We start from the raw sequence: 26,473 nt of genomic DNA, 5'->3' as shown, positions 1-26,473 counted from the left end.
CCAAAACAAAAAGGCCGGAGAATCTCCGGCCTTTATTGCATTTATTTGTTCAGTGCGCCCTGCAGGACCGCCACCAGCGCATCATTCTGCGCCTGGGTGAGTACGTGTCCTTTCGGATCGATGAACTGCAGGCTGCTGCGGTTATCGAGATCGCCCACCTGCAACTTGTAGTCGCCGTTTGGCAGTTCCGGATCTTTCGCGCCGATGGCGTCAAACGCGCTGCTGCCCGGCTGCTTGTAGGTCACTTTCAGACTGCCCTGCGAGCGGTTGTCATCGGTAACTTCCATGCCCATACGCTTCAGCGCCGCCGGCAGACGCTGCCAGGTGACGTTAAACGGTGAGCGCAGCACCAGCAGTGGCAGGCCGGTGTCGTCCGCGCCGCTCTGGACATCAATCTGTCCGCTGGCACGTCCGGCAGCCGCATCCTGGCTGGCGGTATCGATCTTATCCAGACCGGTGCTGATGTCATTCAGCATCTGACCGGTATAGCGCTGAACCTGGACCGGCGTGGTAACCGTCTGGCCCTGCTGCTGCAGTTCCAGCAGACGTACGGTCAGCACCTGCTGATAGCCCTGGTTCTGCACGCTGATCTGGTAACGGCCGCGATACTGGTTATCTTCGTCAGCACGGTTCCACTGCACCCAGTCGGTGGTGAGCTGCTGCGCCGCATCATCACGCTGGGCAACCGGGAATTTGTACGACTGCACCACGTTCACCACCTGCGACCAGATGGAGCCACGGCTGCTGTCAACCGCCAGCACGCCGGTGTTACCGGTGAACTGCGCGCGGGTGCCGTTCATCAGCGCCAGCGGCTGCGCCGGTGGACGGATGTCGAGCTCTTTACCCAGCGCGCCTTTCGCCACGCTGTGCGGCACATCGTAATCACCATTCTGCAGCGGCAGAATCATGCCCGCCGGGGCTTTTAAATCATGCAGTTCAGGCGCCTGCAGGTAAGATTCATCACCGCTGACCTGGCGCTTATAACGCTGATCGCTGGAACAAGCTGTTAGCAGCATCAGGGTGGAGAGGCCCACCACGGTTGCCAGCGTCGAGCGCTTAACTGAATAACTCATTGATTCTCCCTAAATTATCGCAGACCCGCCTGGATCAGCGCCTGCGCGGTTTTCGCCTGACCGGCTTCGGTCAGCGGCGTCATCGGCAAGCGCAGCGTGTCATCGGCGATTAATCCTAGCTGTTTCGCGGCCCATTTCACCGGGATAGGATTCGGTTCACAGAAAAGCGTCTGGTGCAGGTGCATCAGACGCTGATTCAGGCGACGCGCTTCGGCAAATTTGCCCTCTTGTGCCAGCGCACAGAGTTCAACCATTTCACGTGCTGCAATGTTAGCCGTGACCGAAATAACGCCTTTGCCGCCCAGTTGCATGGAGTCCAGCGCTGTCGCGTCATCACCGCTGACAATAATGAACTCATCTCCAACCAGCTGTTGGATCTGCGAAATACGCGATAAGTTCCCGGTGGCCTCTTTGATTCCGATAATATTTTTGATTTCAGCCAGGCGGGCAACGGTTTCCGGCAGCATGTCACAGCCGGTACGTGACGGGACGTTATACAGCATCTGTGGCAGATCGGTGCTTTCGGCGATCGCTTTGAAGTGCTGGTACAGACCTTCCTGCGTCGGACGGTTGTAGTAGGGGGTCACGGTGAGGCAGCCGACCACGCCGGTGCCGGTGAAGCGTTTTGTCAGAGAGATCCCTTCGGCGGTAGCATTCGCGCCGGTCCCGGCAATCACGGGAATGCGGCCATCGGCCAGCTCCAGGGTTTGCATCACCACATCGCCATGCTCTTCATGGCTGAGGGTCGCGGATTCGCCGGTGGTGCCAACAGAAACAATCGCCGCCGTACCGCTGGCGACATGATAATCAATCAGTTTTTTCAGACTTGCGCGGCAGACATCACCTTTTTCATTCAAAGGCGTAATGAGCGCAACAATACTTCCGGTGAACATGGGCTATCCCCTCGACAAACAAGTGCCTCATGTTACGTTTTCCGCCGAAAGAAAAGCAAGCGAGCCACGCCATTACCGCGCTTGTCAGCAGTTTTTTTTATGTTTACCTTATGGTTATTAGCGAACGTACAGGAAACGCCATTTTGCCGCAGTCACAGCCGCACCATCTGGTGATCACCGCTCTGGGCGTTGATCGTCCGGGTATCGTCAATACTATTACCCGCCACGTCAGCAGCTGCGGTTGCAATATTGAAGACAGCCGCCTGGCGATGCTGGGCGACGAGTTTACCTTTATTATGCTGCTCTCCGGCAGCTGGAACGCCATTACCCTGATTGAATCGACCCTGCCGATGAAGGGTGCCGAGCTGGAGCTGCTGATCGTGATGAAGCGCACCAACGCGCGCGTGACGCCGCCGATGCCCGCTACCGTCTGGGTACAGGTAGAAGTGCCGGACTCACCGCATATCATCGAACGCTTCACCGATCTGTTCGATAAACATCAGATGAACATCGCCGAGCTGGTGTCGCGCATTACGCCCGCCCAGGACGACGAGCCGCCGGTGCTCTATATTCAGATGACCGCGCACAGCCCGGCGAATCATGCCAGCGCACCGTTTGAGCAGGCTTTCCATCGGCTGTGCGAAGAACTGCATGCACAAGGTTCAATTCGCCTCTATAGTGTCACCGACGACGCGCACAGCGCCGTCTGAATCAGGCTCCGGGTTATTCCGCCACACACTCTGCCGCGCTGGCATACCGTGTAGTGAAATAACCCTGAGGTAAACTCCACCTGGCGCTTTTGCCGCTGATGGTGTATTACCCACAGCATGAAGAAAAAAATGGAGAGTTGTGATGAATCCACTGAAAGCCGGTGACACCGCACCGAAATTTAGCTTGCCCGATCAGGATGGCGAACAAGTAAATTTGGCCGACTTCCAGGGACAGCGCGTTCTGGTCTATTTCTACCCGAAAGCCATGACGCCGGGCTGCACCACGCAGGCATGTGGTCTGCGCGATAACATGGATGATTTAAAGAAGGCGGGCGTGGAAGTGCTGGGCATCAGCACCGACAAGCCGGAAAAACTGTCTCGCTTTGTCGAGAAAGAACTACTCAACTTCACCCTGCTGTCGGATGAAGATCATCAGGTTTGCGAGCAGTTTGGCGTCTGGGGTGAGAAAACCTTTATGGGGAAAACCTACGACGGCATTCACCGCATCAGCTTCCTGATTGGCGGCGATGGCAAAGTGGAGAAGGTGTTCGACGATTTTAAAACCTCGAACCACCACGATATCGTGCTCGATTACCTGAAATCAGCCTGATTACCAACGGGTGCCCGCCAGGCACCCGTTTTTTTATCCTGCTGTGACGCTGTGCGATTAATAACGCGAAACCGTGCTGGCCAGCGCCTCCTGCCCGGCGATCACCACGCAGTTACGTCCGGCGTTTTTCGCCTGATACAGCGCATCATCGGCCTGCTTCAGAATCTGTTCCTGACTGCCGTGCGTCGGCTGCCAGCTGGCGATACCAATCGAAATCGTGATCTGCCCGACCGGATCAATCCAGCCGCCGGCAATGCTGGTGCGCACGCGCTCCGCAATCACCCGCGCTTCATCAGGGGCGGTGGCGGGAAGCAGCATCAGAAACTCTTCGCCGCCGTTCCGGCACACCACGTCGGTCTGACGCGCGCTCTGGCGCAGCGTGCGCGCCACCTGTTTGATCACCTCGTCGCCAACATCATGCCCGAAGTTATCATTCACCCGCTTGAAATGGTCAATATCCAGCGCCAGCACGGCAAACGGCTGCTGCATGGTATCGAAATAGTCGAGCACCGCGCTCAGGCCGCGGCGATTGAGCAGGCTGGTCATGGGATCGCTCTGCACCTCTGACTTGAGCCGGCCGATTTTATCCTGCACCAGACCAATGCCGGTGAGCAGCGCGCGCTTCACCTGCGCCGCTTCAAAGTACCAGGCGCGGATCACGCCAATTTCACCGGAAACGCCCTGGGTATCCATCTGGCTGGCTTTGCGCGCCAGCTGCCACAGTGGCAAGGCAATCAGCCGGGCCAGAATCACCGCCACCAGCAGCGTCAGCAGCGCAAACGGCACCGAATTCTTCAGCACCTGTAGCAGCAGCCCGGAGAGCGGCGCCAGCGTGACATTTGTCGGCTTGAGCGCCACCACCATCCAGCCGGTGGTGGGCACCACAGCGTAGCCCGCCAGCTTCGCCGTGCCCTCTTCCGTCAGCTGAACTTCGCCATTGCTGTGCTCCTGGCGCTGACGATCGCTGACGATGCCCGGCACGTTTTTGCCAATCAGCTGATTATTCTGGTGATACAGCACGCGGTTTTCGCGATCCAGCACATAAACATGGGTGCCGTCACGATAGTACTGCTCGCCGAGCAGCACGTTAAGAATGCTCTTTTTCTTCAGATAAATAGTGCCGCCTACGTAGCCAAGATAGCGCCCATCGGTGCTCCATACCGGCCAGGAAACAAACACCAGCAGGTTATTGGTGGCAGAAATGGTGGGCCGGCTGACCATCGGCTGACGCTGCGCCAGCGCTTCGCGCGAAGACTGGCTGGTGAGCTGCATGCCTTTCAGCATCAGCGATTCCGGCGAAATGGCTTTAATCACGCCGTTGCTGTCGACAATCGCCACCGAGTTAAAACTGCTGGTCTGTTCGCGCAGTCGGTTCACTTCCTGCTGCAGCAGTTCGGGATTGTCGAAATCTTTACCCAGCTGATTGGCGCTGTAGTGCAGCTGCGACTGCGCCAGCTGGAAAAACACTTCGGTGGTGGCCGCCAGCTTGGTGGCGTAAGCGCGATTGGCTTCAAGAGTGCTTTCGATCAGCACCATACGCTGTACGCGCCAGGTGGCGTACAGCGTATTAGCCAGTGTGATGACGATACTGGTGATCGCCAGCAGCGCAATCAGCGTGCGCAGATCAGTTTTTGGCCGGATGCGCGTTAACATGGCGCAACCGCCCTGGTGAGTAGCTTCATAAGTTAGCGTGCCTGACTATCTTGTTATAATTGGAGGTGTTTACCCTGGTGAGGTAACAGACAATTGTACACCTCTGAGCCAAATTGACTACGACGCAGACCCTCAGGAACGCTTTTTTATTGTGCTATTACTGGTGCTAATCAATTAAACCCTGCGCATCGTAAAACGGCCACGGTCCTGGATAATCGCCGATCGCGCACAGATGCGTAGTCATCCCCTGCTGCGGCTGCCAGCGATGCAGCAGAAAACCGGGCGGTTCCAGCACAAAGTTCGCCGGACCGTGGTCACGCAAATCCAGTGCCACCTGATGCGACACACCGGGCGCCACGCAGGCCAGCGTGCCGGCAAAACGCGCCTGCACCGAGCGGTGCAGGTGACCGCTCAACACCCGTTCCACCTGGGGATGCTGACCAACGATGGCAGCCAGCGCCGCCGGATTGCGCAGCGGCTGCCGATCCATATGGCCAATGCCGCTCAGGAACGGCGGATGATGCAGCAGCACCAGCGTCGGCAAATCAGGCTCACGCGCCAGCTGCTCTGCCAGCCATTGCAGCTGTGCGTCATCGACGTAGCCCCACGGCTGATGCGGTACGCTGGAGTCGAGCGCCAGCAGTTGCAGATGATTCACACGCATCTGCCAGTTGAGCGTTTCGCCGTGCTGCAGGTAATGATGCTCAGGAAACGCGGCGCGCAGTTGCTGGCGATCGTCGTGATTGCCCGGCATCAGCAGGAACGGCAGCTGCAGATGGCGCAGCGCCTCGCGCAGCGTCTGGTACTCTTCCGCAGTGCCAAAATCCACCAGGTCGCCGGTAATCACCACCGTATCCGGTCGCGGCACCAGCTGATTCAGCGTGTCGATCACCCGCAGCAGCGCAGCGTGCGTATCCACTTTTTTATAGGAGAGACGGCCATGGGCCTTGATGTGTAAATCGCTGATTTGCGCAATCAGCGTCATTGCGTCAGTCACAACAGCTCCTTATCAGGCAGAAAAGTGCAGCGCGGCATCCTGCGCCAGCGTCCAGCTTACCGGCTGGCCGGCGTGCCAGGCTTCGCGCGCGTGGCGATCAACCTGGATCGGCGCCGCCAGCCCGATATCAATACTCAGCCGCTGCGCTGCGCCGAGAAAGGTGGTGCCGAGGATGAAACCGGGGCGTGCGTAGCGCTGGTCCGCCGCCAGCAGCACATCCTCCGGGCGGCAGAAATGCTGCGGATTGCCACGCGCATCGACCCCGACACAGTTAATCGCGCCGACAAAATCCGCGACAAACTGTGACGCCGGGCGCTGGTAAATATTTTGCGGCGTATCGATCTGCACCAGACGTCCCTGCTCCATCACCGCGATGCGATCGCCCAGCGCCATCGCTTCCTGCTGATCGTGCGTGACGTACACGGCGGTGATCGCCAGCTGTTTCAGCAGCGCACCAATCTCCAGCCGCAGGCGGTCGCGCAGGCGCGCATCCAGCGCCGCCAGCGGCTCATCAAACAGCAGCACCTTCGGACGCGCCGCCAGCGCACGAGCCAGCGCTACGCGCTGCTTTTGACCGCCCGACAGCTTGTCGATGCTGCGCTGCGCCAGCGCGCTGAGATCCACCAGGGCCAGCATCTCCTGCACGCGCGCTTCGCGTTCGGCGCGCGCCACGCCCTGCACTTTCAGGCCGTAAGCGACGTTCTGCGCCACGTTGAGATGGGGAAACAGCGCGTAGTTCTGGAACACCATGCCCACGTTGCGTTTCTCGATCGGCAGCGCTGTCACGTTACGATCGTCAAACCACACTTCGCCGCCGTCGTCACAGCGCTCCAGGCCACTGATGATGCGCAGCGTGGTGGTTTTGCCACAGCCGGACGGACCGAGCAGCACCAGGGTTTCGCCAGGCTGCACCGTCAGATCGAGCGGCTGCAGCGCCAGCTGGTGATTAAAGTGCCGCGCACAGTGGCGCAGCGTAACGGTTACGGCCGCAGGGTTCATGCCGCCTCCTTATTAGCACGCGTGAGCGTACGGTTGAGCCAGTGATTGACCGCGTTGAGCATCAGCAGCAGCGGCAGAATCAGCAGAATAAAGATCAGCGTGTAGGCCGATCCCACTTCCAGTCGCATTGAGGCATAGCTGTCTGCCAGCCCCACCGGCAGCGTTTTTGTCAGCGGCGTATGCAGCATCCAGGTGATGTTGAACTCACCCACCGACAGGGTGATCACCATAAACGCCCCGGCGAGAATGCCGTTGCGACAGTTGGGCACCACCACGGTAAAAAAGCGCTGCCACAGGCTGGCACCGAGACTGGCCGCCGCCTCTTCCAGCCGCGTCATCTCCACCGCCTGCATCACCGCCAGCACCGGCCGCAGCATAAACGGCAAGGTAAACAGCACGTGACCGATGAGAATGAACAGCCAGCTATCGCGCAGGCCGGAGAACTGGCCGTACAGCAGGATGATGCCCAGCGCGGTGGCGAGGCCCGGCAGCGCGACTGGCAGCATCAGGCACTCTTCGATGCGCGCCGCCCAGCGCCGCGGCGCTTTTAACAGCCCCCACGCTGCCGGCACGCCGATCAGCAGCGTGATCAGCAGGCAGGCCAGCGCAATCAGCAGCGACAGCCAGAAGGTGTCGGCGTAAAGCTGCCATACCTGCGTCACCCACTTCAGCGTCAGGCCGCTGCGCAGGCCGGTAAAATAGTTGTTAGTCACGCCGGCCAGCATCGACAGCACCACCGGCACGATCATGAACAGGGCGGTGAGTAGGGTGACCAGCAGTTGCAGGCTGAACAGGCCGCGACGTCTCATGTCACCTCCTGGTGAGCCAGTCGGCGCGCCAGCATCAGTGCCAGCCAGGCGACGCCGCCCATCACCACCGACAGTGCGGCGGCGGTGGCGAAATTGGCGTAGTTGGTGAATTCGCCGTAAATGGTCAGCGGCAGCACCGCCAGATCGGTGCCCAGGGTAAACGCGGTACCGAACGCACCCATGCTGGTGGCAAAACAGAGCGCGCCGGTGGAGAGTAGCGCCGGCTGCAGCCCCGGCACAATCACATCCCAGGTGATGCGCCACTGACTGGCGCCCAGCGAACGCGCCGCCTCTTCGAGAGAGCGGTCGAGTTTTTCACTCGCCGCCACCAGCGTGATGATGGCGCGCGGCAGTGAAAAATAGAGATAGCCAATAAACAGGCCGGTAAACGAATAGGCCAGCATCCAGCGCTCGTGGAACAGCGCCAGGCTGATTTGCGCCAGCAGTCCCTGACGGCCCGCCAGCATCACCACCAGAAATCCCACCACCACGCCCGGAAAGGCCAGCGGAAACGTCAGCAGCGCCAGCAGCGTGCTGCGTCCGCTGAAGCGCTGGCGTGCCAGAAAGCAGCCGACTGTCGCGGCGATGGTCAGCGTCACCAGCGTGACGGCGAGCGACAGCAGCACGGTGTTCAGCAGGCTGAGCAGGTAGTGCGGCTGGGTCAGTACCGTCCAGTAGCCGCTGTGCCGGGTGCTGCGATCGTCCTGCATCGCCATCTGCAGCAGCCGGACAAACGGCAGCAGCCAGAAGGCGCAGAAGAACAGCAGCGCCGGCAGCGTCAGCCATAGCCAGCGGCTGCCGGCCATGCGCGGTCTCCGGCGGCACGAAGCCGCCAGGCTGTCGGTCATCGCCATCAGCGAATCTCACTCAGATAGCGCGCCGAGAAGGCTTTCTGCGCTGCCGCCATCTGCTGATAGTCAACGGTGTGCGCACGCGCATAGTCGCTGTCCGGCAGGAAATATTTCTTCGCTTCTGCGCTCATGGCGCCGGTGCGCACCGGGCGCAGGAACGCGCTGGCCCAGATGGCCTGCCCTTTGTCCGACAGCACATAGTCGATCACTTTTTTGCCGTTTGCCGCGTGCGGTGCATTCTTCACCAGGCTGATGACGTACGGCACCGTTACCGTGCCCTCTTTGGGAATAACAAAGGCGACGTTAGCGTGATCTTTGTAGCGGGCGCGGTAAGCATTGAAGTCATAGTCGAGCAGAATCGGAATCTCGCCGGAAATCAGGCGCGCATACGCGGTCTGCTTAGGCACGATAGGCTGATTCGCCTGCAGCTTTTTGAACCAGTTCAGCGCCGGCGTGAAGTCCTGCATGTTGCCGCCCTTCGCCTGGTTGACTGCCACGGCCGCCACGTAACCGACAAAGGCGCTGGCCGGGTCGAGATAGCCAATCATGCCTTTGTATTCCGGCTTCAGCAGGTCGTCCCAGGATTGCGGTACCGGCGCGCCGCCCAGCGCATCGACATTGACCATAAAGCCCATGGTGCCCGAGTGCAGCGCCACCCATTTGCCGTTGCTGTCTTTCATGCCGGCAGGAATGTCATCCCAGTGCGCCGGTTTGTAACTGGCGACCACGCCGGCGCTGTCGGCCTGGATGCCGAAGCTGACGCCGTAATAGACCACGTCGGCCACCGGATTGCCCTGCTCCGCCACCAGCTGCGCCAGCGCCTGGCCGGAGTTTTTGTTGTCCTGCGGCACCTGAATGCCGGTGTCTCTGGCAATCGCTTTGAGCTGAGTGCCCCAGTCGGCCCACTCAGGCGGACAGTTGTAACAGATGGCGGTTTCCGCCGCCTGCGTCAGGCTGGTAAACAACGCGCTGGCGCTGAGCGCGATGGCGCCGGCGTAAATTTTTACTTTTTTATGCAGCATCATGAGGTTCCCTGGTGGTGGCAATAAACGCGGGGGCAGCAACACTCTCACCGCTCCGCAACTGATGTGGCAGCACGCGGGTGCCGCGGCTGACGTTATGCAACAACATATCGATGGCGCAGGCGCCGAGCCGTTCGGCGGGCTGCGCTACGCTGGCCAGCGACGGGGCCATTTGTGCCCCCATCGCAATCCCGTCAAAGCCCATCACCGCCAGCTGCTGTGGCACAGGCACGCACGCCCGCACCGCCGCGCCAATCAGGCTGATGGCCAGCAGGTCGTTGGTGCAGATCACGGCGCTGAGCGGGGTGGCACCGCCGAGCATCGGGGCCAGCAGCGTAAAGTCTGATTGGGTGTGGCTGGCCATCTCAATCACCGGCAGCGCCGTCAGGCCCGCGTGCTGCATGGCGTCGCAATAGCCCTGATAGCGCAGGCGTGCACGGTCTGACTGCAGCATCGGTCCGGCGACCATGGCAATGCGGCGATGACCAAGCGCCAGCAGCTGTGCGGTGGCTTCGCGCATCGCCTGGCGGTTATCCACGCACACCGCCGGCCAGTGGCTGTGCTGCGGCACGTTATGCGCCAGCACAAACGGCAGGCCAGCCGCCTGCAGCGTGCTGAGCACCGCGCTGTTATCCGCATCGGCCACCGTCAGGACCAGGCCCGCCACGCGCTGGCGCAGCATATGTTCAACGATGGCAGCTTCGCGCTCGGGCTGGTAATCGCTGGTGGCCACCAGCAGGCCATAGCCGGCGTCGCGCGCCTGGCGCTCCATCGCCTGTAACTGGCAGGAGAAGATCGGGTTAAGCAGCGAGGGCAGCAGCACGCCGAAGGTGGTAGAGTGCTGCGTGCGTAGCTGGCGCGCGATGTGGTTAGGACGAAAGCCGAGCTGCTCCGACGCCGCCAGCACTCTCTCCAGCGTGTCGCGCCGCAGCAGATGGGGATCGGAAAAGGCGCGCGCGGCCGTGGCGCGTGAAACGCCTGCCAGCTTTGCCACCGTGAGTAAATCGGACATGTTCGCCTCGTAAAGTGCCGATGAGATCGATCTCATTGGCGCCTAAACTAACGGCGAACTGTGACAGTGACATCGCGAAGGGATGACGAAAAGATGACAGCAGCCTGCACTGCTGTCGGCAGGATTACAGCATCAGGAAGGCGTACCCTTCATTTTGCAGCGACGCGACGGTGGTGCCGCTGGAGAGCGTATGCGTGACGCGGGTATCAATCCAGTCGCGCTCCAGCTGATGGAAGGCCACCGACTGGTCGCAAATGGTCACTTTCACCCCGGCTTTCTTCAGCTCATCAATCAGCTTCAGGTTAGGGTTATCGCTGCCGTACGCTTTACGGAACTGATCGTTATTGAGCGCGGCCGGCACCGCATCGCTGTTAATCGACACCACAAAGTTGAGCTGATTCAGCGGCACGCCAGCCGCGTAATAGAGGTTGGTGACGCGTGCCACGCGCTCAAGGCCGAGGTTTGGCTGATGGATATCCCCTTCGCTGCGGTTGATCTGAAACACAATCTTATTGCTCAGCCCGGGCGTGTTGGCCGGGTTGTAATCCGGCGTGTTAACAAAGTGAATTTTACCGTAACCGGCAATCGCCGGCGTGCTCCAGAAATCCGCCGGTTCGGTTTTCTGGTCAGCGAATTTGCCGCTGACTTTATCCACCAGTTCCGGCAGCTGCAGCACATTTCCGCCGACAAAGCCCGCCAGCGCGGCGATAACAATATAGGATGCTGGACGCATGACACTTCTCCTTAACCAAAGACGCGATTACATCTGTAAAAAGGCATAGCCCTGATTTTCCAGCGTCGACACCGTGGTCGGGCTGGATAATGCATGAATCACCGACCGGTCGATCCAGTTGCGCGGATAGTGATGGAACGCCACCGACTGATCGCACACCGAGACTTTGACGCCCAGCTTGTTCAGCGCGCCAATCAGCGCGAGGTTGGGGTTATCGACGCCGTAAAACTGCTTAAAATGCGCGTTATCCAGCGTGGCGGGCGTGGCATCGCCGGTCATCGACACCACAAACTGCAGCTGTTCGGCCGGTACGCCAGCGGCGATGTACAGATTGACCACGCGCGCCACGCGCTCCAGCCCGAGGTTAGGCCGTTTGATATCGCCTTCATTGCGGGTCAGCTGGAACACCACTTTGTTGCTCAGCCCCACCGCCGGTTTAAACGCGGCGTCGGCTTCATAATGAATTTTGCCGTAGCCCGCGACCGCCGGCGTGCTCCAGAACCCGTCCGGATCGGCAGGTTCAGCGGAAAAATGGCCCGCGATGCGCTGATACAGGTCATCGCTTTTGATTACGGCGGCACCGACCATCCCACCCACGATGGCAATCAGGGCATAGGAAACAACAGAACGCATAGAAACTCTCCGGCATGCACTGCGCGTTAATTCACAGTCCGTTTGAAAAAGTGCTTTATCTATACCACAGCGCGCGGCGGGCAAAACGCCTGTACTGGCGGGCTGTCCGGCGTTTGGCTGCCAGCAGAAATCATTGCGCCAGCTGATTGAATAAGGCTGTTAATTGAGCGGTGCGGGCGAGTTGAAAAATAGCTGGCCGGAAATACCGGCAGTCACCAGGCAGAGGGATGCACAGCAAATGACAGCGCCTCATCGTGCGGGTTAATACTGTCATCGCGCGTCGCCAGTTGACCAGTGAGCAAAAGCTGACCATTCATTTCTGGGCTGGTGATGCACGGCCAGAGCAGCACGATAAAAATCACTGATGGATAAAGCGGGCCAACCGGGGGATTTCAGGCGTGTTTTTCAGAGTAAACCTGGAAAAAACCATGCCAGATTCAATTATTTTGAGCAACTTTACGTAACTTTAAATTCATCAGTGCGTTGCGCCTTTTTCTTTTGCCTTTTCGCTATTCAATTTTTTGCTACAAATTTCGCGTCAGTCAGCCATTCTTTGCCATCACGTCAATGTGACGGCGGCATTTGCTTGTATCCTCACTGTGGTTAAGATAGAGCCGCGGCTGAAAAGGAAACGCCGTCACAGAACATTGGCATGACTTTCCTGTCCAATGGCAGGAGACTTTTACAGGATCAAGGCATGTTTAACCGGTTGAAAAAATCAGTGCTGGCGGCCCTTATTCCTGCGCTGCTGCTCACGCCTGCGGTCGGTGTCCGCGCCGATCTGAGCGACAATTTGCCCGACATGGGCACCACGGCAGGCTCCACGCTCTCCATTAATCAGGAGCTGCAGATTGGCGACTTCTACGTGCGCCAGCTGCGCGCCAGCGCGCCACTGATCAACGATCCGCTGCTTAATCAGTACATCAATGAACTCGGCCAGCGTCTGGTGGCACACGCCCATTCAGTGCGCACGCCGTTTCACTTTTTCCTGATTCAGAATGACGAGCTCAACGCTTTCGCCTTCTTTGGCGGCAATGTGGTGCTGCACTCGTCGCTGTTCCGCTATACCGATAACGAAAGCCAGCTGGCGTCGGTGATGGCGCACGAAATTTCGCACGTGACGCAGCGTCATCTGGCGCGCGCCATGGAAGAGCAGAAGCGCAGCGCCCCGCTCACCTGGGTCGGCGCGCTGGGTTCGATCCTGCTGGCGCTGGCCAGCCCGCAGGCCGGGATGGCGGCACTGACCGGTACGCTGGCCGGTACGCAGCAGGGCATCATCAGTTTCACCCAGGGCAACGAACAGGAAGCAGATCGCATCGGCATTCAGGTGCTGCAGCGCGCCGGTTTCGATCCGCAGGCGATGCCCGCGTTTCTGCAAAAGCTGGCCGATCAAAGCCGCTTCTCGTCAAAACCACCGGAAATTCTGCTGACGCACCCGCTGCCCGATAGCCGCCTTGCCGACGCGCGTAACCGCGCCAACCAGATGCGCCCGGTGGTGGTGCAGTCGTCGCAGGATTTCTATATGGCGAAGGTGCGCGCGCTGGGTATGTACGCCACCGGCCGCAATCAGCTGACTGACGATTTGCTGAATGAGTACGCCAAAGGCAACACGCGGGAACAGCAGGCGGCGCAGTACGGCAAAGCGGTGCAGTTCCTGCAGGCAAAAGATTTTGCCAACGCGAAAAAGATCATCGCGCCGCTGCTGGCGAAGCAGCCGGATAACCTGTGGTTCCTTGATATCATGACCGATATCGACATCGGTCTGAACCAGCCGCAGCAGGCCATCAGCATGCTGAACGCCGCCCGCGGCAGCCAGACCAGCCCGGTGCTGCAGCTTAACCTGGCGAACGCCTACGTCGAGGCGAAGCAGCCGGCCAACGCCAGCCGCATCCTGAACCGCTATACCTTTGCGCACCCTGACGATCTCAACGCATGGGATTTACTGGCGCAGGCCTCAGCCGCGCAGGGGCTGCGCGATGAGGAGCTTTCGGCACGGGCTGAAAGTCTGGCGCTGAACGGCCAGCTTGATCAGGCCATCACCACCCTGAGCAGCGCCAGCGCCCAGGTGCCGCTCGGCAGCCTGAAGCAGGCGCGTTACGATGCGCGTATCGACCAGTTCCGCGAGTTACAGCGGCGTTTTAAGCAGTATGCAAAAGGGTAAATAGCCGGTTACGCGAGTGGATGGCAGGCAGGATTTCGGTGCGCATCAATGCGCACCCTACGGTCGACAGATAAACCATTTCATCAATTCGCAGGGTACATATTGATGCGCATTAGCCGTTTTTTGTAGGGTGCGCATTCATGCGCACCAACTGTTATTCGTAGGGTGCGCATTGATGCGCACCAGCAGTTATTCGTAGGGTGCGCATTGATGCGCACCAGCAGTTATTCGTAGGGTGCGCATTCATGCGCACCTGGCAACAATGGATTACGCAGGATAAAAAACATGGTCCGTATTTATCACAATCCGCGCTGCAGCAAGAGCCGCGAAACCCTCGCGCTACTGCAGCAACAGGGCATTGAACCGCAGGTGGTGCTGTATCTCGACACGCCGCCGGACATCGATACGCTAAAAACGCTGCTGCAACAGCTGGGCATGCACAGCGCGCGCGAGCTGATGCGCCGCGGCGAGGAAATCTATAAAACGCTGGGGTTGGCCAGTAACGATCTCAGCGAAAAACAGCTGTTACAGGCGATGGCGGAGCATCCAAAACTAATCGAGCGGCCGATTGTGATTCAGGGCGACCGCGCCCGCATTGGTCGTCCGCCGGAAGCGGTGCTGGAGATTCTCTAAAGCCCCAGAGCCTCTTTCACGAAGGGAATGGTCAGCTTGCGCTGTGCGCTGATCGAGGCGCGATCGAGACGATCAAGCGTGTCAAACAGCGTGCGCATTTCGCGGTCGAGGCGTTTCAGCAGGAAACGCCCAACGTCTTCCGGCAACTCAAAGCCGCGCAGGCCGGCACGCAGCTGCATCGCCTGCAGTTTGTCCTCGTCGGACAGCGGCTGTAAGCGGTAAATTTGTCCCCAGTCGAGACGTGACGCCAGATCCGGCAGGCCCAGATTGAGCTGACGCGGGGGACGATCGCCGGTGATCAGCAGGCGGGTTTTGCCGGTTTCCAGAATGCGGTTGTAGAGATCAAAGATCGCCATCTCCCACTCGGCTTCGCCGGCAATGCACTCAATATTATCAATGCACACCAGCGCCAGATTTTCCATGCCTTCCAGCACTTCCGGCACGAACCAGGTGCGCTTATCGAGCGGCACATAACCCACCGCTTCGCCGCGCGCGGACATTTCGGCGCAGGCTGCATGCAGCAAATGGCTGCGGCCACCGCCTTCGCGCGACCAGAAGTAGAGATAGCTGCCGTGCTGTTGCGCCAGCGCGCCCTGCAGCGCCGCCAGCAGTGACGGATTTTCCCCCGGCCAGAAACTGGCGAAGGTTTCATCATCGGGTAGATAGAGTGGCAGTGAAAGCTGTGCCGGCGTGTTCAGAAGTACCTCAACGGATGAGCGGGCAGAAAACCGGGCAAGTTTATCACGATCCTCCGCAGAGATGAACCGGGCTTCCCTGCCCGCAGGATCCTTTAAAGCTCGCGTTTTTCTTCCGCGTCCAGCACCACCTCTTCCGGACGTAACAGACTGATTACGCGGAAAATCAGCGCCAGGCCAACGCCGACGATGGTGGCCAGCGCCATGCCCTTCAGCTCGGCGGCGCCCACGTGCACCTTCGCGCCACTGACGCCAATGATCAGGATCACCGAGGTGAGGATCAGATTCTGCGCTTTGTTGTAGTCAACTTTGGATTCAATCAGCACGCGAATACCGGAAGCGCCAATCACGCCATACAGCAGCAGCGACACCCCGCCCATCACCGGTACCGGGATCGCCTGAATCGCGGCCGCCAGTTTACCGACGCAGGAGAGCAGAATGGCGAAGATCGCCGCGCCGCCGATCACCCAGGTGCTGTAAACGCGGGTGATCGCCATGACGCCAATGTTTTCACCGTAGGTGGTATTCGGCGTGGAACCAAAGAAGCCGGAGATCATGGTCGACAGGCCGTTGGCAAACATCGAGCGATGCAGGCCGGGATCGCGAATCAGATCCTTCTTCACGATGTTGGCGGTCACCACCAAATGGCCCACGTGCTCGGCAATTACCACCAGCGCTGCGGGCAGGATGGTCAGCATCGCGGCCCATTCAAAGCGCGGCGTATAGAAGGTCGGCAGCGCAAACCACGGCGCGTTTTCCACTGCGCTCCAGTCAACGATACCCATTGCCGACGACAGCGCGTAGCCGACCAGCACGCCAATCAGGATCGGGATAATGGCGAAGAAACCACGGAATAGCACCGAGCCAAACACCGTCACCGCCAGCGTCACCAGCGAAATAATGATGGTTTTACTGTCCGCGGTGGTGCCGTCAGCGGGCAGCAGCCCGGCCATATTCGCCGCCACGCCAGCCAGTTCGAGACCGATAACCGCCACGATGGCCCCCATCGCCGCCGGTGGGAACATGACATCGAGCCAGCCGGTGCCAGCCTTCTTCACAATCAGCGCCACAATGCAGAACAGCGCGCCGCACAGGATAAAGCCGCCGAGCGCCACTTCATAACCGAGCGGCAGCAGCAGCAACACCGGCGAGATAAAGGCAAAGCTGGAGCCAAGATAGGCCGGGATTTTGCCTTTACAGATAAACAGATACAGCAGCGTGCCGACGCCGTTGAACAGCAGCACGGTCGCCGGGTTGATGTGGAACAGAATCGGCACCAGCACGGTAGCGCCGAACATGGCGAACAGGTGCTGCAGGCTGAGCGGAATGGTTTGCAACAGTGGCGGGCGTTCGCTAACGCCAATGGCTCTGCGAGTCATCATTTATCCCCTATACGTTTATTTTTATGCTCGTTCGTCAACGCCGCACCTTATCGTAGTGGCGCAATTCATTGCGCCTTGTCCGGATGGGCACCATAGCTTGCCCGGCATCAGCGCGATAAATCGCGCCGCTACAAAATGTGCATCCTGTCGATACGGTGTCTGACTGAACGGTATTTTTGCCAAAAAAAAGCCGACTCTCTGGCCGGCTGGTTTATTTATTTGGTTCCGAAAATCTTGTCGCCGGCATCGCCGAGGCCCGGGATAATGTACCCCTTCTCGTTCAGGCCCTGATCGATTGACGCGGTGTACAGCTCAACGTCCGGATGCGCTTTCTCCAGCGCGGCAATGCCTTCCGGCGCGGCCACCAGCACCAGCACTTTAATGCTGTTGCAGCCGGCTTTCTTCAGCAGATCGATGGTGGCGATCATCGAGCCGCCGGTCGCCAGCATCGGGTCAACCACCAGCGCCATACGCTCTTCGATGTTTGACACCAGCTTCTGGAAGTAAGGCACCGGCTCCAGCGTCTCTTCGTCACGGTAAACGCCCACCACGCTGATGCGCGCGCTCGGTACGTGTTCCAGCACACCTTCCATCATGCCAAGGCCAGCACGCAGAATCGGGACGACGGTAATTTTTTTGCCTTTGATTTGATCGACGTCGACCGGACCGTTCCAGCCTTCAATGGTCACGCGCTCGGTTTCGAGATCGGCGGTGGCTTCATAGGTCAGTAAGCTGCCCACTTCCGAGGCCAGCTCGCGGAAGCGCTTGGTGCTGATATCATGCTCACGCATCAGGCCCAGTTTATGTTTGACCAGCGGGTGTCTGACTTCCACGATCTTCATGATTATTCTCCCGGAATTGAGTTGAGCTAAAAAAAAATCGCCGGATTATACCGCCTTTTTACCGCCGCGCCACCGGTGATTGGTCAGGTAACGTGCACAAATCGCCTGAGAATAAGGATTAGCGAAAAATCAGCACGCTGCAAAGGTGCCCTGAGATGGGACTCGCAAACGTTTGCCTGCGCTGGTAGAATTGCCGCGCTTAATTTTTGCCACCAACCGCAATCGCGTGGGGATTCCGCAGTGACCGACAAAACCTCTCTCAGCTACAAAGACGCCGGTGTTGATATTGATGCTGGTAACGATCTGGTTGACCGTATTAAAGGCGTAGTAAAGAAAACCCGCCGCCCGGAAGTGATGGGTGGACTGGGTGGCTTTGGCGCGCTGTGTGCGCTGCCGCAGAAATACCGCGAGCCGGTGCTGGTCTCCGGAACTGATGGCGTCGGCACCAAGCTGCGTCTGGCGATGGATCTCAAGCGCCACGACAGCATCGGCATCGATCTGGTCGCGATGTGCGTGAACGATCTGGTGGTACAGGGCGCTGAGCCGCTGTTCTTCCTCGACTATTACGCCACCGGCAAGCTGGATGTGGATACCGCTTCCGCGGTGATCACCGGTATCGCCGAAGGCTGTCTGCAGTCGGGCTGTGCGCTGGTCGGCGGTGAAACCGCTGAGATGCCGGGCATGTATCACGGCGAAGATTACGACGTGGCCGGTTTCTGCGTCGGCGTGGTGGAAAAATCCGAGATCATCGACGGCAGCAAAGTGCAGGATGGCGACGTGCTGATCGCGCTGGGCTCCAGCGGTCCGCACTCTAACGGCTACTCGCTGGTGCGTAAAATTCTTGAAGTCAGCCAGACCGATCCCACCACCAAACAGCTGGAAGGCAAACCGCTGGCCGATCACCTGCTGGCGCCGACCCGCATCTACGTGAAAAATATCCTCAGCCTGATTGAGCAGGTGGACGTGCATGCCATTGCTCACCTGACCGGCGGCGGCTTCTGGGAAAACATTCCGCGCGTACTGCCGGATAACACCCAGGCGGTGATTGACGAGAAAAGCTGGCAGTGGCCGGCTGTATTCAGCTGGCTGCAGCAGGCCGGTAACGTCAGCCGTCACGAGATGTACCGCACCTTTAACTGCGGCGTGGGCATGGTGATTGCGCTGAGCCCGGCCGATGCCGACAAAGCGGTACAGCTGATGACCGCGGCTGGCGAGCAGGCGTGGAAAATTGGCGTGATTAAGGCGTCTGATGCCGAAGAGCGTGTGGTTATCAACCCATGAAGAAACTGGTTGTACTGATCTCCGGCAACGGCAGCAATCTTCAGTCCATCCTCGACGCCTGCGAGAGCGGGCGTATCAACGGCAGCGTGGCTGCCGTTTTCAGTAATAAAGCCTCGGCCTATGGTCTGACGCGTGCGCAGCAGGCCAGCGTGCCTGCTCACGCGCTGTCCGCGCAGGATTTTCCCGATCGCAACGCCTTTGACCGCCAGCTGATGCAGCAGATCGACGCTTATGCGCCGGATCTGGTGGTGCTGGCCGGTTATATGCGCATTCTGAGCCCGGCGTTTGTCGCGCACTATCATGATCGTCTGCTGAATATTCATCCGTCGCTGCTGCCGAAATATCCCGGTTTGCATACGCATCGCCAGGCGCTGGCGAACGGTGACGCGGAACACGGTACGTCGGTGCATTTTGTGACTGACGAGCTGGACGGTGGACCGATCATTCTGCAGGCGCGCGTGCCGGTATTTGCTGACGATGACGAAGCTGAGATCAGCGCCCGCGTGCAGCATCAGGAGCACGCGATTTATCCGCTGGTGATCAGCTGGTTTGTCGAAGGACGCTTGCAGATGCGCGCGGGCAAAGCGTGGTTAGATGGCGAACCGCTGCCGCCGGAAGGTTATGCGCACGATTGATTGACCTTGACGCCGTGCGCTTGCAGGAATTGCGCAATAAATTGCGCCGCTACAGGGCTGTGCCGGGTTTTATTACTGCCTGATTTATTTGCACATTTCGTAGCGGCGCGATTCTTCGCGCTAACCTAACAATACTTACCCAAACCGGCCGGTAATATAATCCTCGGTGCGCCGCGCCTGCGGTGCGGTGAAAATCCGGTCGGTTTCATCAAACTCCACCAGCTGCCCGTTATGCATAAACGCGGTGTAATCGGATACGCGCGCTGCCTGCTGCATGTTGTGCGTCACCAGCACCAGCGTGAAATGCTGCTTCAGCGTGGTCATCAACTCTTCTATCACCAGCGTCGAGATCGGATCCAGCGCCGAGGTGGGTTCATCCAGCAGCAGCACTTCCGGCTCGATGGCGATGGCGCGGGCAATCACCAGACGCTGCTGCTGACCGCTCGACAGCGTCAGCGCATTCTGCCCCAGCTGATCTTTCACCTCGCCCCACAGCGCCGCCGCCCGCAGGGCGCGCTCGCAGGCCTCATTCAGCACGCGACGATCGCGCACGCCCTGCAAGCGCAGACCGTAAACCACATTCTCATAGATCGACTTGGGGAACGGATTCGGGCGCTGGAACACCATGCCGATGCGCCGCCGCAGCGCCGGCAGGTCCTGGTTCGCCTGCATCACCGCGTGGCTATCGAGCAGAATCTCGCCTTCGATGCGGCAGCCATCAATGACGTCGTTCATGCGATTGAAGCAGCGCAGCAGCGTCGATTTACCGCAGCCGGAGGGCCCAATCAGCGCCGTGATGCGATGCTTCGGGATCTGCAAATCAATGTTATTCAGCGCCTGGCGTTCGCCGTACCACAGCGACAGCTGGTTAACGGTGAGCGCAATAGCGTAATCGGGCGTCATGTGTAAACCTTTTTAGTGCGTCATTAACCGGTAGCGCTCGCGCAGCCGATGGCGCAGCACCATCGCCAGCAGATTGAGCGACAGAATGATCGCCACCAGCAGCAGTGCCGTGGCATACACCAGCGGTCGGTCGGCGTCGATGTTCGGGCTCTGGAAGGCCAGATCGTAAATCTGAAAACCGAGATGCATAAATTTACGGTCAAGATGCAGGTAAGGAAACACCGCATCGACCGGCAGCTCAGGCACCATTTTGACCACGCCCACCAGCATCAGCGGTGCGGTTTCGCCGGCGGCGCGCGCCACCGCCAGAATCAGGCCGGTGAGCATTGCCGGTACCGCCAGCGGCAGCACCACGCGCCACAGGGTTTCCGCCTGGGTTGCGCCCAGCGCCAGCGAGCCCTGACGCAGATTGTCCGGAATACGCGACAGCCCCTCTTCGGTGGCGACAATCACTACCGGCAGCGTCAGCAGCGCCAGCGTCAGCGCCGCCCACAGCAGGCCGGGCGTGCCGAAGGTAGGATTGGGCAGCGAGCGGGAGAAGAACAGCTGATCGAGGGTGCCGCCAATCAGCCAGACAAAAAAGCCGAGGCCAAACACGCCATACACAATCGACGGCACGCCAGCCAGATTCACCACCGCAATGCGCACCAGCCGGGTGAGCGCGTTGCGCCCGGCGTATTCGTGAAGCCAGACGGCGGCCACCACGCCCAGCGGCATGACAATCACTGACATCAGCAGCACCATCAAAACAGTGCCGAAAATCGCCGGCAGCGCGCCATTTTCACTGCCGCCCGAGGTGGGCGAGTCACTGACAAACTGCCAGATCTGACTGAGGAAATGCCCGATTTTCTGCCCGATGCTCAGGCTGTTTGGATACCAGGCGGCCACCACCTGCGCCAGCGGAATCAGATGATCGTCGCCCTGCACGTCGCGCAGTACCAGCGTATCGCGCTGGCTTTCATGCTGCAGATGCGCCAGCTGCTGCGCCAGCGCGCCGAAGCGTTTATGCAGCGCCGCGCTGTTGGCATCCAGTTCTGACTGATCCTGCAGGCTGAAGTGACCACCGCGCCGCTGCTCGTCGGCCTGCTGTTGCAGACTCTCCAGCTGCGCGTTAAGGCGCGCCATTTCAATACGCCGGATGTTGCTCGCCTGGCGCAGCTGCTCATGCACCTGCTTCAGCCGCTGCTGCAGCAGTGCATCGCGGTCGCGCGCGGTCAGCACCTCGTTGTCTTCACGCAGCTCCACCAGCCAGCCGTAGGCATTGCCGCCACTGCGTCGCTGTAGCACCAGCACTTCTGCCGGGCGTCGGGTTTGCGCTTCGCCCTGACTGACGATGACGCGGAAATCCGGCGCGGCAAAATCGCGGTTGCCGGTTTTCACTACGTAGCGCCAGCGATCGCCCTGCTGCTGGCGATCCAGCGTTTCACCCAGCACCATCAGCGGTGCCCCCTGCGGCGGCTGGAACTGATACTGATCGACCGGCTGCGGCCAGAACGCCCTGACGCCCTGCCAGCCCAGCAGGCCGATTAATAAGGTAAATGCCAGCAGGCAGACGGCGACCGCACCGGCAGTCAGCCAGCGCCAGCGATCGTTTTGACGCAGCGCGCTCATGCCTGCCCCTCATGCTGACTGTAGCGCTGGCGCAGCCGCTGACGAATCAGTTCCGCCACGGTGTTGATCGCCAGCGTGAATATCAGCAGCAGCAACGCACTGAGAAACAGGATGCGGTAATGGGCGCTACCCGCCGCGGCTTCCGGCATTTCAATGGCGATATTGGCCGACAGCGCGCGCAGCCCGGCAAACAGTCCGCCTTCGCTCACCGGCGTGTTGCCGGTGGCCATCAGCACAATCATGGTTTCCCCCACCGCACGGCCAAAGCCGATCATCAGCGCAGCAAAAATGCCTGCCGACGCGCCCGGCAGGACCACACGCGTCAGGGTTTGCCACGGTGTCGCACCCAGCGCCAGCGAGCCCTGCCCCAGCGCCACCGGCACGCTGAACAGCGCATCTTCCGCCAGGGTAAAGATCAGCGGCACCAGCGCAAAGCCCATCGCCAGCGCCGCCACCAGCAGGTTACGCTGCTCATAGTGCGCCAGCTGTTCACCCATCTGCGGCCACCACAGTGTCGGCAGCCACAGCGTCAGTAACGTCACCAGTAACAGCAGCGGCATCAGCAGCAGCACTTCAAAACCGGGCCGCCGCCAGCGCGCCGGCAAACGCGGACTGAGCATGCCGCATACCAGCAGCGTGGCGGCCAGCACCAGCGGCAGCAGCATCACGCCGGGCAGCGCGCGACTGATGTGCGGCGCCAGCCACACGCCAGCGATCAGGCCAATCACCACGCTCGGCAGCGCGCCCATCATTTCAATGCCCGGCTTGACCCAGCGGCGCAGGCCCGGCGACATAAACCATGCGGTATACATTGCCGCCGCCAGCGCCAGCGGCGTGGCAAACAGCAGCGCCAGCGACGCCGCTTTCAGCGTGCCGATCACCAGCGGCATCAGGCTGAATTTGGCCTGATAGCTGTCGCCAGCGGCGGTGGACTGCCATACCCAGTCCGGCTGCGGATAGTTTTCATACCAGATTTTCTGCCACAGATTTCGCCAGCTGAAATCGGGCCACGGATTATCCAGCGCGAACTGCTGCCACTGTCCGGCACGTTCGACGATCAGGCTATCGCCGCGCGGAGACAGCGCCAGCGCGCTGATGCCCGCGGCCAGCTGGCGCGTGACAATCGGGCCCGCCTGCTTGCTGGCGAACAGGCGCACCACGCCCTGCGCGTCAAAGCTGGCAAAAACGCGCCGCTGCGCCTCAGGCACGATGCCGAGCGCACCCGCGCTGTGCGTGAAGGTGTGAATCTGCTGCAGCCGTGGCCCGTGGTCACCGGTGATGGCAAACCATTGCTGAATGCCACGCGCATCCTGAATCAGTAAGCTGCGCCCGCCCGCCAGCAGTTGCAGGCTGCGCGGTTGCTGAGTCAGCGTCTGGGTTTCCCGCAGCTGCGCGCCCTGCGGCGTAATCTGCCACACCCGCAACAGCCGTCCGGCACTGGTGTACAGCAGCGTGCCGTCCGGCGACAACCGCATCAGGTCGGCCTGCTCACCGGGCAATACAATCTGGTCGACGCGTTTCTGGCCGGCAAAGGTCAGCAGGCTGATACCGGCCGGCGTTTGCGCGGCGATGCGCCACTGGTGATCGCCCGGCACTGCCAGCGCCATCTGGCTGACCGCGCCCTGCGGCAGATGCAGCGGCCGATCGCCCAGCGGGAAATACCATTCACCGTGCTGGCCGTGGATGAGCGGTTGCATCAGCAACAGATCGCCCTGCATATTGAGCAATACGCTGCTGCCGTCACTGCTGGTCACCGCCGCCTGCGGCTGGCCGTTCAGCGCCAGCGCGTCGCCCGCTGGCTGGCCGTCGAGCGGAATAAAGCGCGCTTCGTTGCGGCTGATGCGCCAGCCGAGATGGCCTTCGCTGCCCAGCGCCAGCGCCGGGGCTTTGTCCCACAGCTGCTGGCTGAGCGTCGGCTGCATGCCCGGCGCGCTGAACAGCGGCATCACCACCCAGATCAGCCAGAAGAACAGCAGCAGCATCAGCAGTAAAATTCCCACACCGCAGGCCGTGACGATGCGGCGCACGAACTGATCGATGGCGCGTCGACGACGGTCACTAAAGTGGACAGGAATACGATTTATGCTCATGCAGGCCAGAGTTACCCTTGAAGTTATGCCGCTATGTTGCCCGTAGCTGATTGATAAGACAACTGTTGAGGTTGGACAAGGCTGCCATACTCTCGCCATAATGGTGGAGGACACTGAGCGGAACCGCAATTTTGCGTTTATTCCGCCGGACATTCCGTCCAGCAACAGCATCACGGAGTCAGAATGGGTCAGGAAAAGCTGTATATAGAAAAAGAACTAAGCTGGTTAACCTTTAACGAACGCGTGCTGCAGGAAGCCGCTGATAAAAGCAATCCGCTCATTGAGCGCATGCGTTTTCTCGGCATCTATTCCAACAACCTGGAAGAGTTTTACAAAGTGCGCTTTGCCGATCTCAAGCGCCGCATTCTGATTGGCGAAGAACAGGGGACGCCCACCACCCTGCGCCATTTGCTAAAAAAGATTCAGCTGCGGGTACAGAAATCGGATCAGGAGTTCGATGCGCTGTATAACGACCTGCTGCTGGAGATGGCGCGCAACCAGATTTTCCTGATCAACGAGCGCCAGCTGTCACCCAATCAGCAGGAGTGGCTGCGCTACTACTTTAAGCATCAGCTGCGCCAGCACGTCACGCCAATTCTGATCAACCACGACACCGACCTGATTGAGTTCCTGAAAGACGATTACACCTATCTGGCGGTAGAGATTATCCGCGGCGAAGAAATCCGTTACGCCCTGCTGGAGATCCCGTCCGATAAAGTGCCGCGCTTTGTGAATCTGCCGGCAGAATCGCCGCGCCGTCGCAAACCCATGATTCTGCTGGATAACATTCTGCGCTACTGCCTTGATGAGATTTTCAAAGGCTTCTTTGATTACGACGCGCTGAACGCCTATTCAATGAAAATGACGCGCGACGCCGAGTACGACCTGGTCACGGAGATGGAATCCAGCCTGCTGGAACTGATGTCCTCCAGCCTGAAACAGCGCCTGACCGCCGAACCGGTGCGCTTTGTCTATCAGCGCGATATGCCCGATGCGATGGTGGAAATGCTGCGCCATAAGCTATCGATCTCCAGCTACGACTCGATTGTGCCGGGCGGCCGTTATCATAACTTCAAAGATTTCATCGGCTTCCCGAACGTGGGCAAAGCCAATCTGGAAAATCGTCCGCTGCCGCAGATTCGTCATATCGGTTTTGATGGCTTCCGCAACGGCTTTGATGCCATCCGCAACCGCGATGTGCTGCTTTACTATCCGTACCACACCTTTGAGCACGTGCTGGAGCTGCTGCGTCAGGCGTCGTTTGACCCGAACGTGCTGGCCATCAAGATCAACATTTACCGCGTGGCCAAGAATTCGCGCATTATGGATGCGATGATCCACGCCGCCTACAACGGTAAAAAGGTCACGGTGGTGGTCGAGCTGCAGGCGCGCTTTGATGAAGAAGCCAACATTCGCTGGGCGAAGCGGCTGACCGAAGCGGGCGTGCATGTGATCTTCTCAGCGCCCGGCCTGAAGATTCACGCCAAGCTGTTCCTGATCTCCCGCCGCGAGGGTGAGGAAGTGGTGCGTTACGCCCACATCGGCACCGGCAACTTCAACGAAAAAACCGCGCGTATTTACACTGACTATTCGCTGCTGACCGCCGATGCGCGCATCACCAACGAAGTCCGGCGCGTATTTAACTTTATCGAAAACCCGTATCGCCCGGTAACGTTCGAACACCTGATGGTGTCGCCGCAAAACTCGCGCGCCATGCTGTATCAGCTGATTGATAACGAGATTGCCAACGCGCAGCAGGGCAATCCTTCCGGCATTACGCTGAAAATCAATAACCTGGTGGACAATGGTCTGGTGGATCGGCTGTATGCCGCCTCATCGGCCGGCGTGAAGATCAACCTGCTGGTGCGCGGCATGTGCTCGCTGATCCCCGATTTGCCGGGCATCAGTGAAAATATTCGCATCACCAGTATCGTTGACCGCTACCTTGAGCACGACCGCGTCTATATTTTTGAAAGCGGCGGCGATAAAAAAGTATTCCTGTCGTCGGCGGACTGGATGACGCGCAACATCGATTATCGTATCGAAGTGGCGGTGTCGGTGCTCGATCCGCGCCTGAAACAGCGCATACTGGATATCATTGCCATTCTGTTAAGTGATACGGTAAAAGCCCGCATCGTAGACAAAGAATTGAGTAACCGTTATGTTCCGCGCGGCAATCGCAAGAAGGTGCGCTCGCAGCTGGCGATTTACGATTACATCAAGAAACTGGAACAACCCGAATAAC

Annotated in this window: 24 protein-coding genes; 7 read left to right on the top strand and 17 right to left on the bottom strand. The window is 59.5% G+C overall.

Annotated elements, in window-relative coordinates:
* Positions 1-41 precede the first annotated feature (41 nt).
* The gene (gene bamC, locus E7738_RS00810; RefSeq protein WP_021506605.1) at positions 42-1,073 is read right to left on the bottom strand and encodes an outer membrane protein assembly factor BamC; all 1,032 of its coding nucleotides are present in this window, start codon (positions 1,071-1,073) and stop codon (positions 42-44) included.
* Between the two features lie 14 nt (positions 1,074-1,087).
* Positions 1,088-1,966 (bottom strand): 4-hydroxy-tetrahydrodipicolinate synthase, encoded by an 879-nt coding sequence (gene dapA, locus E7738_RS00805; RefSeq protein ID WP_021506604.1) that lies wholly within the window; start codon positions 1,964-1,966, stop codon positions 1,088-1,090.
* A gap of 143 nt (positions 1,967-2,109) precedes the next feature.
* Here dapA and E7738_RS00800 point away from each other — a divergent pair, with 143 nt between their 5' ends.
* Positions 2,110-2,676 (top strand): glycine cleavage system transcriptional repressor, encoded by a 567-nt coding sequence (locus E7738_RS00800; RefSeq protein WP_081049393.1) that lies wholly within the window; start codon positions 2,110-2,112, stop codon positions 2,674-2,676.
* Between the two features lie 142 nt (positions 2,677-2,818).
* Positions 2,819-3,286, top strand: coding sequence for a thioredoxin-dependent thiol peroxidase (bcp, locus tag E7738_RS00795; RefSeq protein ID WP_021506602.1), 468 nt, complete (start codon positions 2,819-2,821; stop codon positions 3,284-3,286).
* A 57-nt stretch (positions 3,287-3,343) separates the two neighbouring features.
* Here bcp and E7738_RS00790 read toward each other — a convergent pair whose 3' ends face one another.
* From E7738_RS00790 to E7738_RS00750, 9 genes are all read right to left on the bottom strand, one after another.
* Complete coding sequence (locus E7738_RS00790; RefSeq protein ID WP_021506601.1) at positions 3,344-4,939, bottom strand: sensor domain-containing diguanylate cyclase; 1,596 nt, start codon at positions 4,937-4,939, stop codon at positions 3,344-3,346.
* Between the two features lie 166 nt (positions 4,940-5,105).
* Positions 5,106-5,924 carry a phosphodiesterase gene (locus E7738_RS00785; RefSeq protein WP_021506600.1) on the bottom strand — a complete coding sequence of 273 codons (819 nt, stop codon included), beginning with the start codon at positions 5,922-5,924 and terminating at the stop codon, positions 5,106-5,108.
* A gap of 24 nt (positions 5,925-5,948) precedes the next feature.
* Positions 5,949-6,935, bottom strand: coding sequence for an ABC transporter ATP-binding protein (locus E7738_RS00780; protein ID WP_211727074.1), 987 nt, complete (start codon positions 6,933-6,935; stop codon positions 5,949-5,951).
* Positions 6,932-7,744 carry an ABC transporter permease gene (locus E7738_RS00775; protein WP_394515997.1) on the bottom strand — a complete coding sequence of 271 codons (813 nt, stop codon included), beginning with the start codon at positions 7,742-7,744 and terminating at the stop codon, positions 6,932-6,934. Before E7738_RS00775 ends, E7738_RS00780 begins: the two co-directional genes overlap by 4 nt.
* Positions 7,741-8,598: an ABC transporter permease gene (locus tag E7738_RS00770; protein ID WP_394515996.1), complete on the bottom strand. Its 858-nt coding sequence runs from the start codon at positions 8,596-8,598 to the stop codon at positions 7,741-7,743. The genes E7738_RS00775 and E7738_RS00770 overlap by 4 nt, the downstream gene beginning before the upstream one ends.
* On the bottom strand, positions 8,598-9,620 hold the full coding sequence (locus E7738_RS00765; RefSeq protein ID WP_058758325.1) for an ABC transporter substrate-binding protein: 1,023 nt from the start codon (positions 9,618-9,620) through the stop codon (positions 8,598-8,600). The genes E7738_RS00770 and E7738_RS00765 overlap by 1 nt, the downstream gene beginning before the upstream one ends.
* Positions 9,607-10,629 (bottom strand): substrate-binding domain-containing protein, encoded by a 1,023-nt coding sequence (locus tag E7738_RS00760; protein WP_127834427.1) that lies wholly within the window; start codon positions 10,627-10,629, stop codon positions 9,607-9,609. Before E7738_RS00760 ends, E7738_RS00765 begins: the two co-directional genes overlap by 14 nt.
* Positions 10,630-10,753: 124 nt before the next feature.
* Complete coding sequence (locus E7738_RS00755) at positions 10,754-11,362, bottom strand: DsrE family protein (RefSeq protein ID WP_021506594.1); 609 nt, start codon at positions 11,360-11,362, stop codon at positions 10,754-10,756.
* A gap of 27 nt (positions 11,363-11,389) precedes the next feature.
* Entirely contained in the window at positions 11,390-11,995 is a 606-nt protein-coding gene (locus E7738_RS00750; protein ID WP_088517122.1) for a DsrE family protein, read from the bottom strand.
* A 697-nt stretch (positions 11,996-12,692) separates the two neighbouring features.
* Between E7738_RS00750 and E7738_RS00745 the strand changes: the two genes are divergently transcribed.
* Entirely contained in the window at positions 12,693-14,156 is a 1,464-nt protein-coding gene (locus E7738_RS00745) for a beta-barrel assembly-enhancing protease (RefSeq protein WP_021506592.1), read from the top strand.
* A gap of 285 nt (positions 14,157-14,441) precedes the next feature.
* Positions 14,442-14,789: an arsenate reductase (glutaredoxin) gene (gene arsC / locus E7738_RS00740; RefSeq protein ID WP_278708716.1), complete on the top strand. Its 348-nt coding sequence runs from the start codon at positions 14,442-14,444 to the stop codon at positions 14,787-14,789.
* On the opposite strand, the gene hda is transcribed toward arsC, so the two are convergent.
* The 3 genes from hda to upp all read right to left on the bottom strand — a co-directional run bounded on the left by hda (position 14,786) and on the right by upp (position 17,708).
* Positions 14,786-15,487, bottom strand: coding sequence for a DnaA inactivator Hda (gene hda / locus E7738_RS00735; protein ID WP_031279417.1), 702 nt, complete (start codon positions 15,485-15,487; stop codon positions 14,786-14,788). The genes arsC and hda overlap by 4 nt on opposite strands.
* Before the next feature lie 92 nt (positions 15,488-15,579).
* Positions 15,580-16,863, bottom strand: coding sequence for a uracil permease (gene uraA, locus E7738_RS00730; RefSeq protein WP_031279414.1), 1,284 nt, complete (start codon positions 16,861-16,863; stop codon positions 15,580-15,582).
* A 218-nt stretch (positions 16,864-17,081) separates the two neighbouring features.
* Entirely contained in the window at positions 17,082-17,708 is a 627-nt protein-coding gene (gene upp, locus E7738_RS00725) for a uracil phosphoribosyltransferase (RefSeq protein WP_010617600.1), read from the bottom strand.
* Positions 17,709-17,948: 240 nt separating this feature from the next.
* Here upp and purM point away from each other — a divergent pair, with 240 nt between their 5' ends.
* Together purM and purN are read left to right on the top strand one after the other, a co-directional pair.
* The gene (gene purM, locus E7738_RS00720; protein ID WP_104094092.1) at positions 17,949-18,989 is read left to right on the top strand and encodes a phosphoribosylformylglycinamidine cyclo-ligase; all 1,041 of its coding nucleotides are present in this window, start codon (positions 17,949-17,951) and stop codon (positions 18,987-18,989) included.
* Positions 18,986-19,624: a phosphoribosylglycinamide formyltransferase gene (gene purN, locus E7738_RS00715; RefSeq protein ID WP_264240141.1), complete on the top strand. Its 639-nt coding sequence runs from the start codon at positions 18,986-18,988 to the stop codon at positions 19,622-19,624. Before purM ends, purN begins: the two co-directional genes overlap by 4 nt.
* Positions 19,625-19,759: 135 nt before the next feature.
* Here purN and pstB read toward each other — a convergent pair whose 3' ends face one another.
* Genes pstB through E7738_RS00700 form a run of 3 tightly spaced genes read right to left on the bottom strand, consistent with a single transcriptional unit; the run spans position 19,760 to position 24,228 of the window.
* Complete coding sequence (gene pstB, locus E7738_RS00710; protein WP_021506586.1) at positions 19,760-20,527, bottom strand: phosphate ABC transporter ATP-binding protein PstB; 768 nt, start codon at positions 20,525-20,527, stop codon at positions 19,760-19,762.
* A 12-nt stretch (positions 20,528-20,539) separates the two neighbouring features.
* The gene (gene pstA / locus E7738_RS00705; protein ID WP_021506585.1) at positions 20,540-22,138 is read right to left on the bottom strand and encodes a phosphate ABC transporter permease PstA; all 1,599 of its coding nucleotides are present in this window, start codon (positions 22,136-22,138) and stop codon (positions 20,540-20,542) included.
* Complete coding sequence (locus tag E7738_RS00700; RefSeq protein WP_394515995.1) at positions 22,135-24,228, bottom strand: ABC transporter permease subunit; 2,094 nt, start codon at positions 24,226-24,228, stop codon at positions 22,135-22,137. The genes pstA and E7738_RS00700 overlap by 4 nt, the downstream gene beginning before the upstream one ends.
* A gap of 183 nt (positions 24,229-24,411) precedes the next feature.
* Between E7738_RS00700 and ppk1 the strand changes: the two genes are divergently transcribed.
* On the top strand, positions 24,412-26,472 hold the full coding sequence (ppk1, locus tag E7738_RS00695; RefSeq protein ID WP_021506583.1) for a polyphosphate kinase 1: 2,061 nt from the start codon (positions 24,412-24,414) through the stop codon (positions 26,470-26,472).
* The last annotated feature ends 1 nt before the right edge of the window (position 26,473 follow it).

It is taken from the genome of Pantoea sp. SGAir0430 (assembly GCF_043549295.1).
Note: the sequence above shows the minus strand (reverse complement) of the source record. Positions and strands in the feature narration are given on the sequence as shown.

Excerpts from the sequence above, each read along its gene's own strand:
- bamC (WP_021506605.1), bottom strand. The coding sequence starts at position 1,073 with ATGAGTTATTCAGTTAAGCGCTCGACGCTGGCAACCGTGGTGGGCCTC.
- E7738_RS00775 (WP_394515997.1), bottom strand. The coding sequence starts at position 7,744 with ATGAGACGTCGCGGCCTGTTCAGCCTGCAACTGCTGGTCACCCTACTC.
- E7738_RS00745 (WP_021506592.1), top strand. The coding sequence starts at position 12,693 with ATGTTTAACCGGTTGAAAAAATCAGTGCTGGCGGCCCTTATTCCTGCG.
- E7738_RS00765 (WP_058758325.1), bottom strand. The coding sequence starts at position 9,620 with ATGATGCTGCATAAAAAAGTAAAAATTTACGCCGGCGCCATCGCGCTC.
- dapA (WP_021506604.1), bottom strand. The coding sequence starts at position 1,966 with ATGTTCACCGGAAGTATTGTTGCGCTCATTACGCCTTTGAATGAAAAA.
- purN (WP_264240141.1), top strand. The coding sequence starts at position 18,986 with ATGAAGAAACTGGTTGTACTGATCTCCGGCAACGGCAGCAATCTTCAG.
- bcp (WP_021506602.1), top strand. The coding sequence starts at position 2,819 with ATGAATCCACTGAAAGCCGGTGACACCGCACCGAAATTTAGCTTGCCC.
- pstA (WP_021506585.1), bottom strand. The coding sequence starts at position 22,138 with ATGAGCGCGCTGCGTCAAAACGATCGCTGGCGCTGGCTGACTGCCGGT.
- pstB (WP_021506586.1), bottom strand. The coding sequence starts at position 20,527 with ATGACGCCCGATTACGCTATTGCGCTCACCGTTAACCAGCTGTCGCTG.
- E7738_RS00790 (WP_021506601.1), bottom strand. The coding sequence starts at position 4,939 with ATGTTAACGCGCATCCGGCCAAAAACTGATCTGCGCACGCTGATTGCG.
- upp (WP_010617600.1), bottom strand. The coding sequence starts at position 17,708 with ATGAAGATCGTGGAAGTCAGACACCCGCTGGTCAAACATAAACTGGGC.
- E7738_RS00750 (WP_088517122.1), bottom strand. The coding sequence starts at position 11,995 with ATGCGTTCTGTTGTTTCCTATGCCCTGATTGCCATCGTGGGTGGGATG.
- uraA (WP_031279414.1), bottom strand. The coding sequence starts at position 16,863 with ATGACTCGCAGAGCCATTGGCGTTAGCGAACGCCCGCCACTGTTGCAA.
- E7738_RS00755 (WP_021506594.1), bottom strand. The coding sequence starts at position 11,362 with ATGCGTCCAGCATCCTATATTGTTATCGCCGCGCTGGCGGGCTTTGTC.
- E7738_RS00760 (WP_127834427.1), bottom strand. The coding sequence starts at position 10,629 with ATGTCCGATTTACTCACGGTGGCAAAGCTGGCAGGCGTTTCACGCGCC.
- arsC (WP_278708716.1), top strand. The coding sequence starts at position 14,442 with ATGGTCCGTATTTATCACAATCCGCGCTGCAGCAAGAGCCGCGAAACC.
- ppk1 (WP_021506583.1), top strand. The coding sequence starts at position 24,412 with ATGGGTCAGGAAAAGCTGTATATAGAAAAAGAACTAAGCTGGTTAACC.
- E7738_RS00700 (WP_394515995.1), bottom strand. The coding sequence starts at position 24,228 with ATGAGCATAAATCGTATTCCTGTCCACTTTAGTGACCGTCGTCGACGC.
- E7738_RS00780 (WP_211727074.1), bottom strand. The coding sequence starts at position 6,935 with ATGAACCCTGCGGCCGTAACCGTTACGCTGCGCCACTGTGCGCGGCAC.
- E7738_RS00770 (WP_394515996.1), bottom strand. The coding sequence starts at position 8,598 with ATGGCGATGACCGACAGCCTGGCGGCTTCGTGCCGCCGGAGACCGCGC.
- E7738_RS00785 (WP_021506600.1), bottom strand. The coding sequence starts at position 5,924 with ATGACGCTGATTGCGCAAATCAGCGATTTACACATCAAGGCCCATGGC.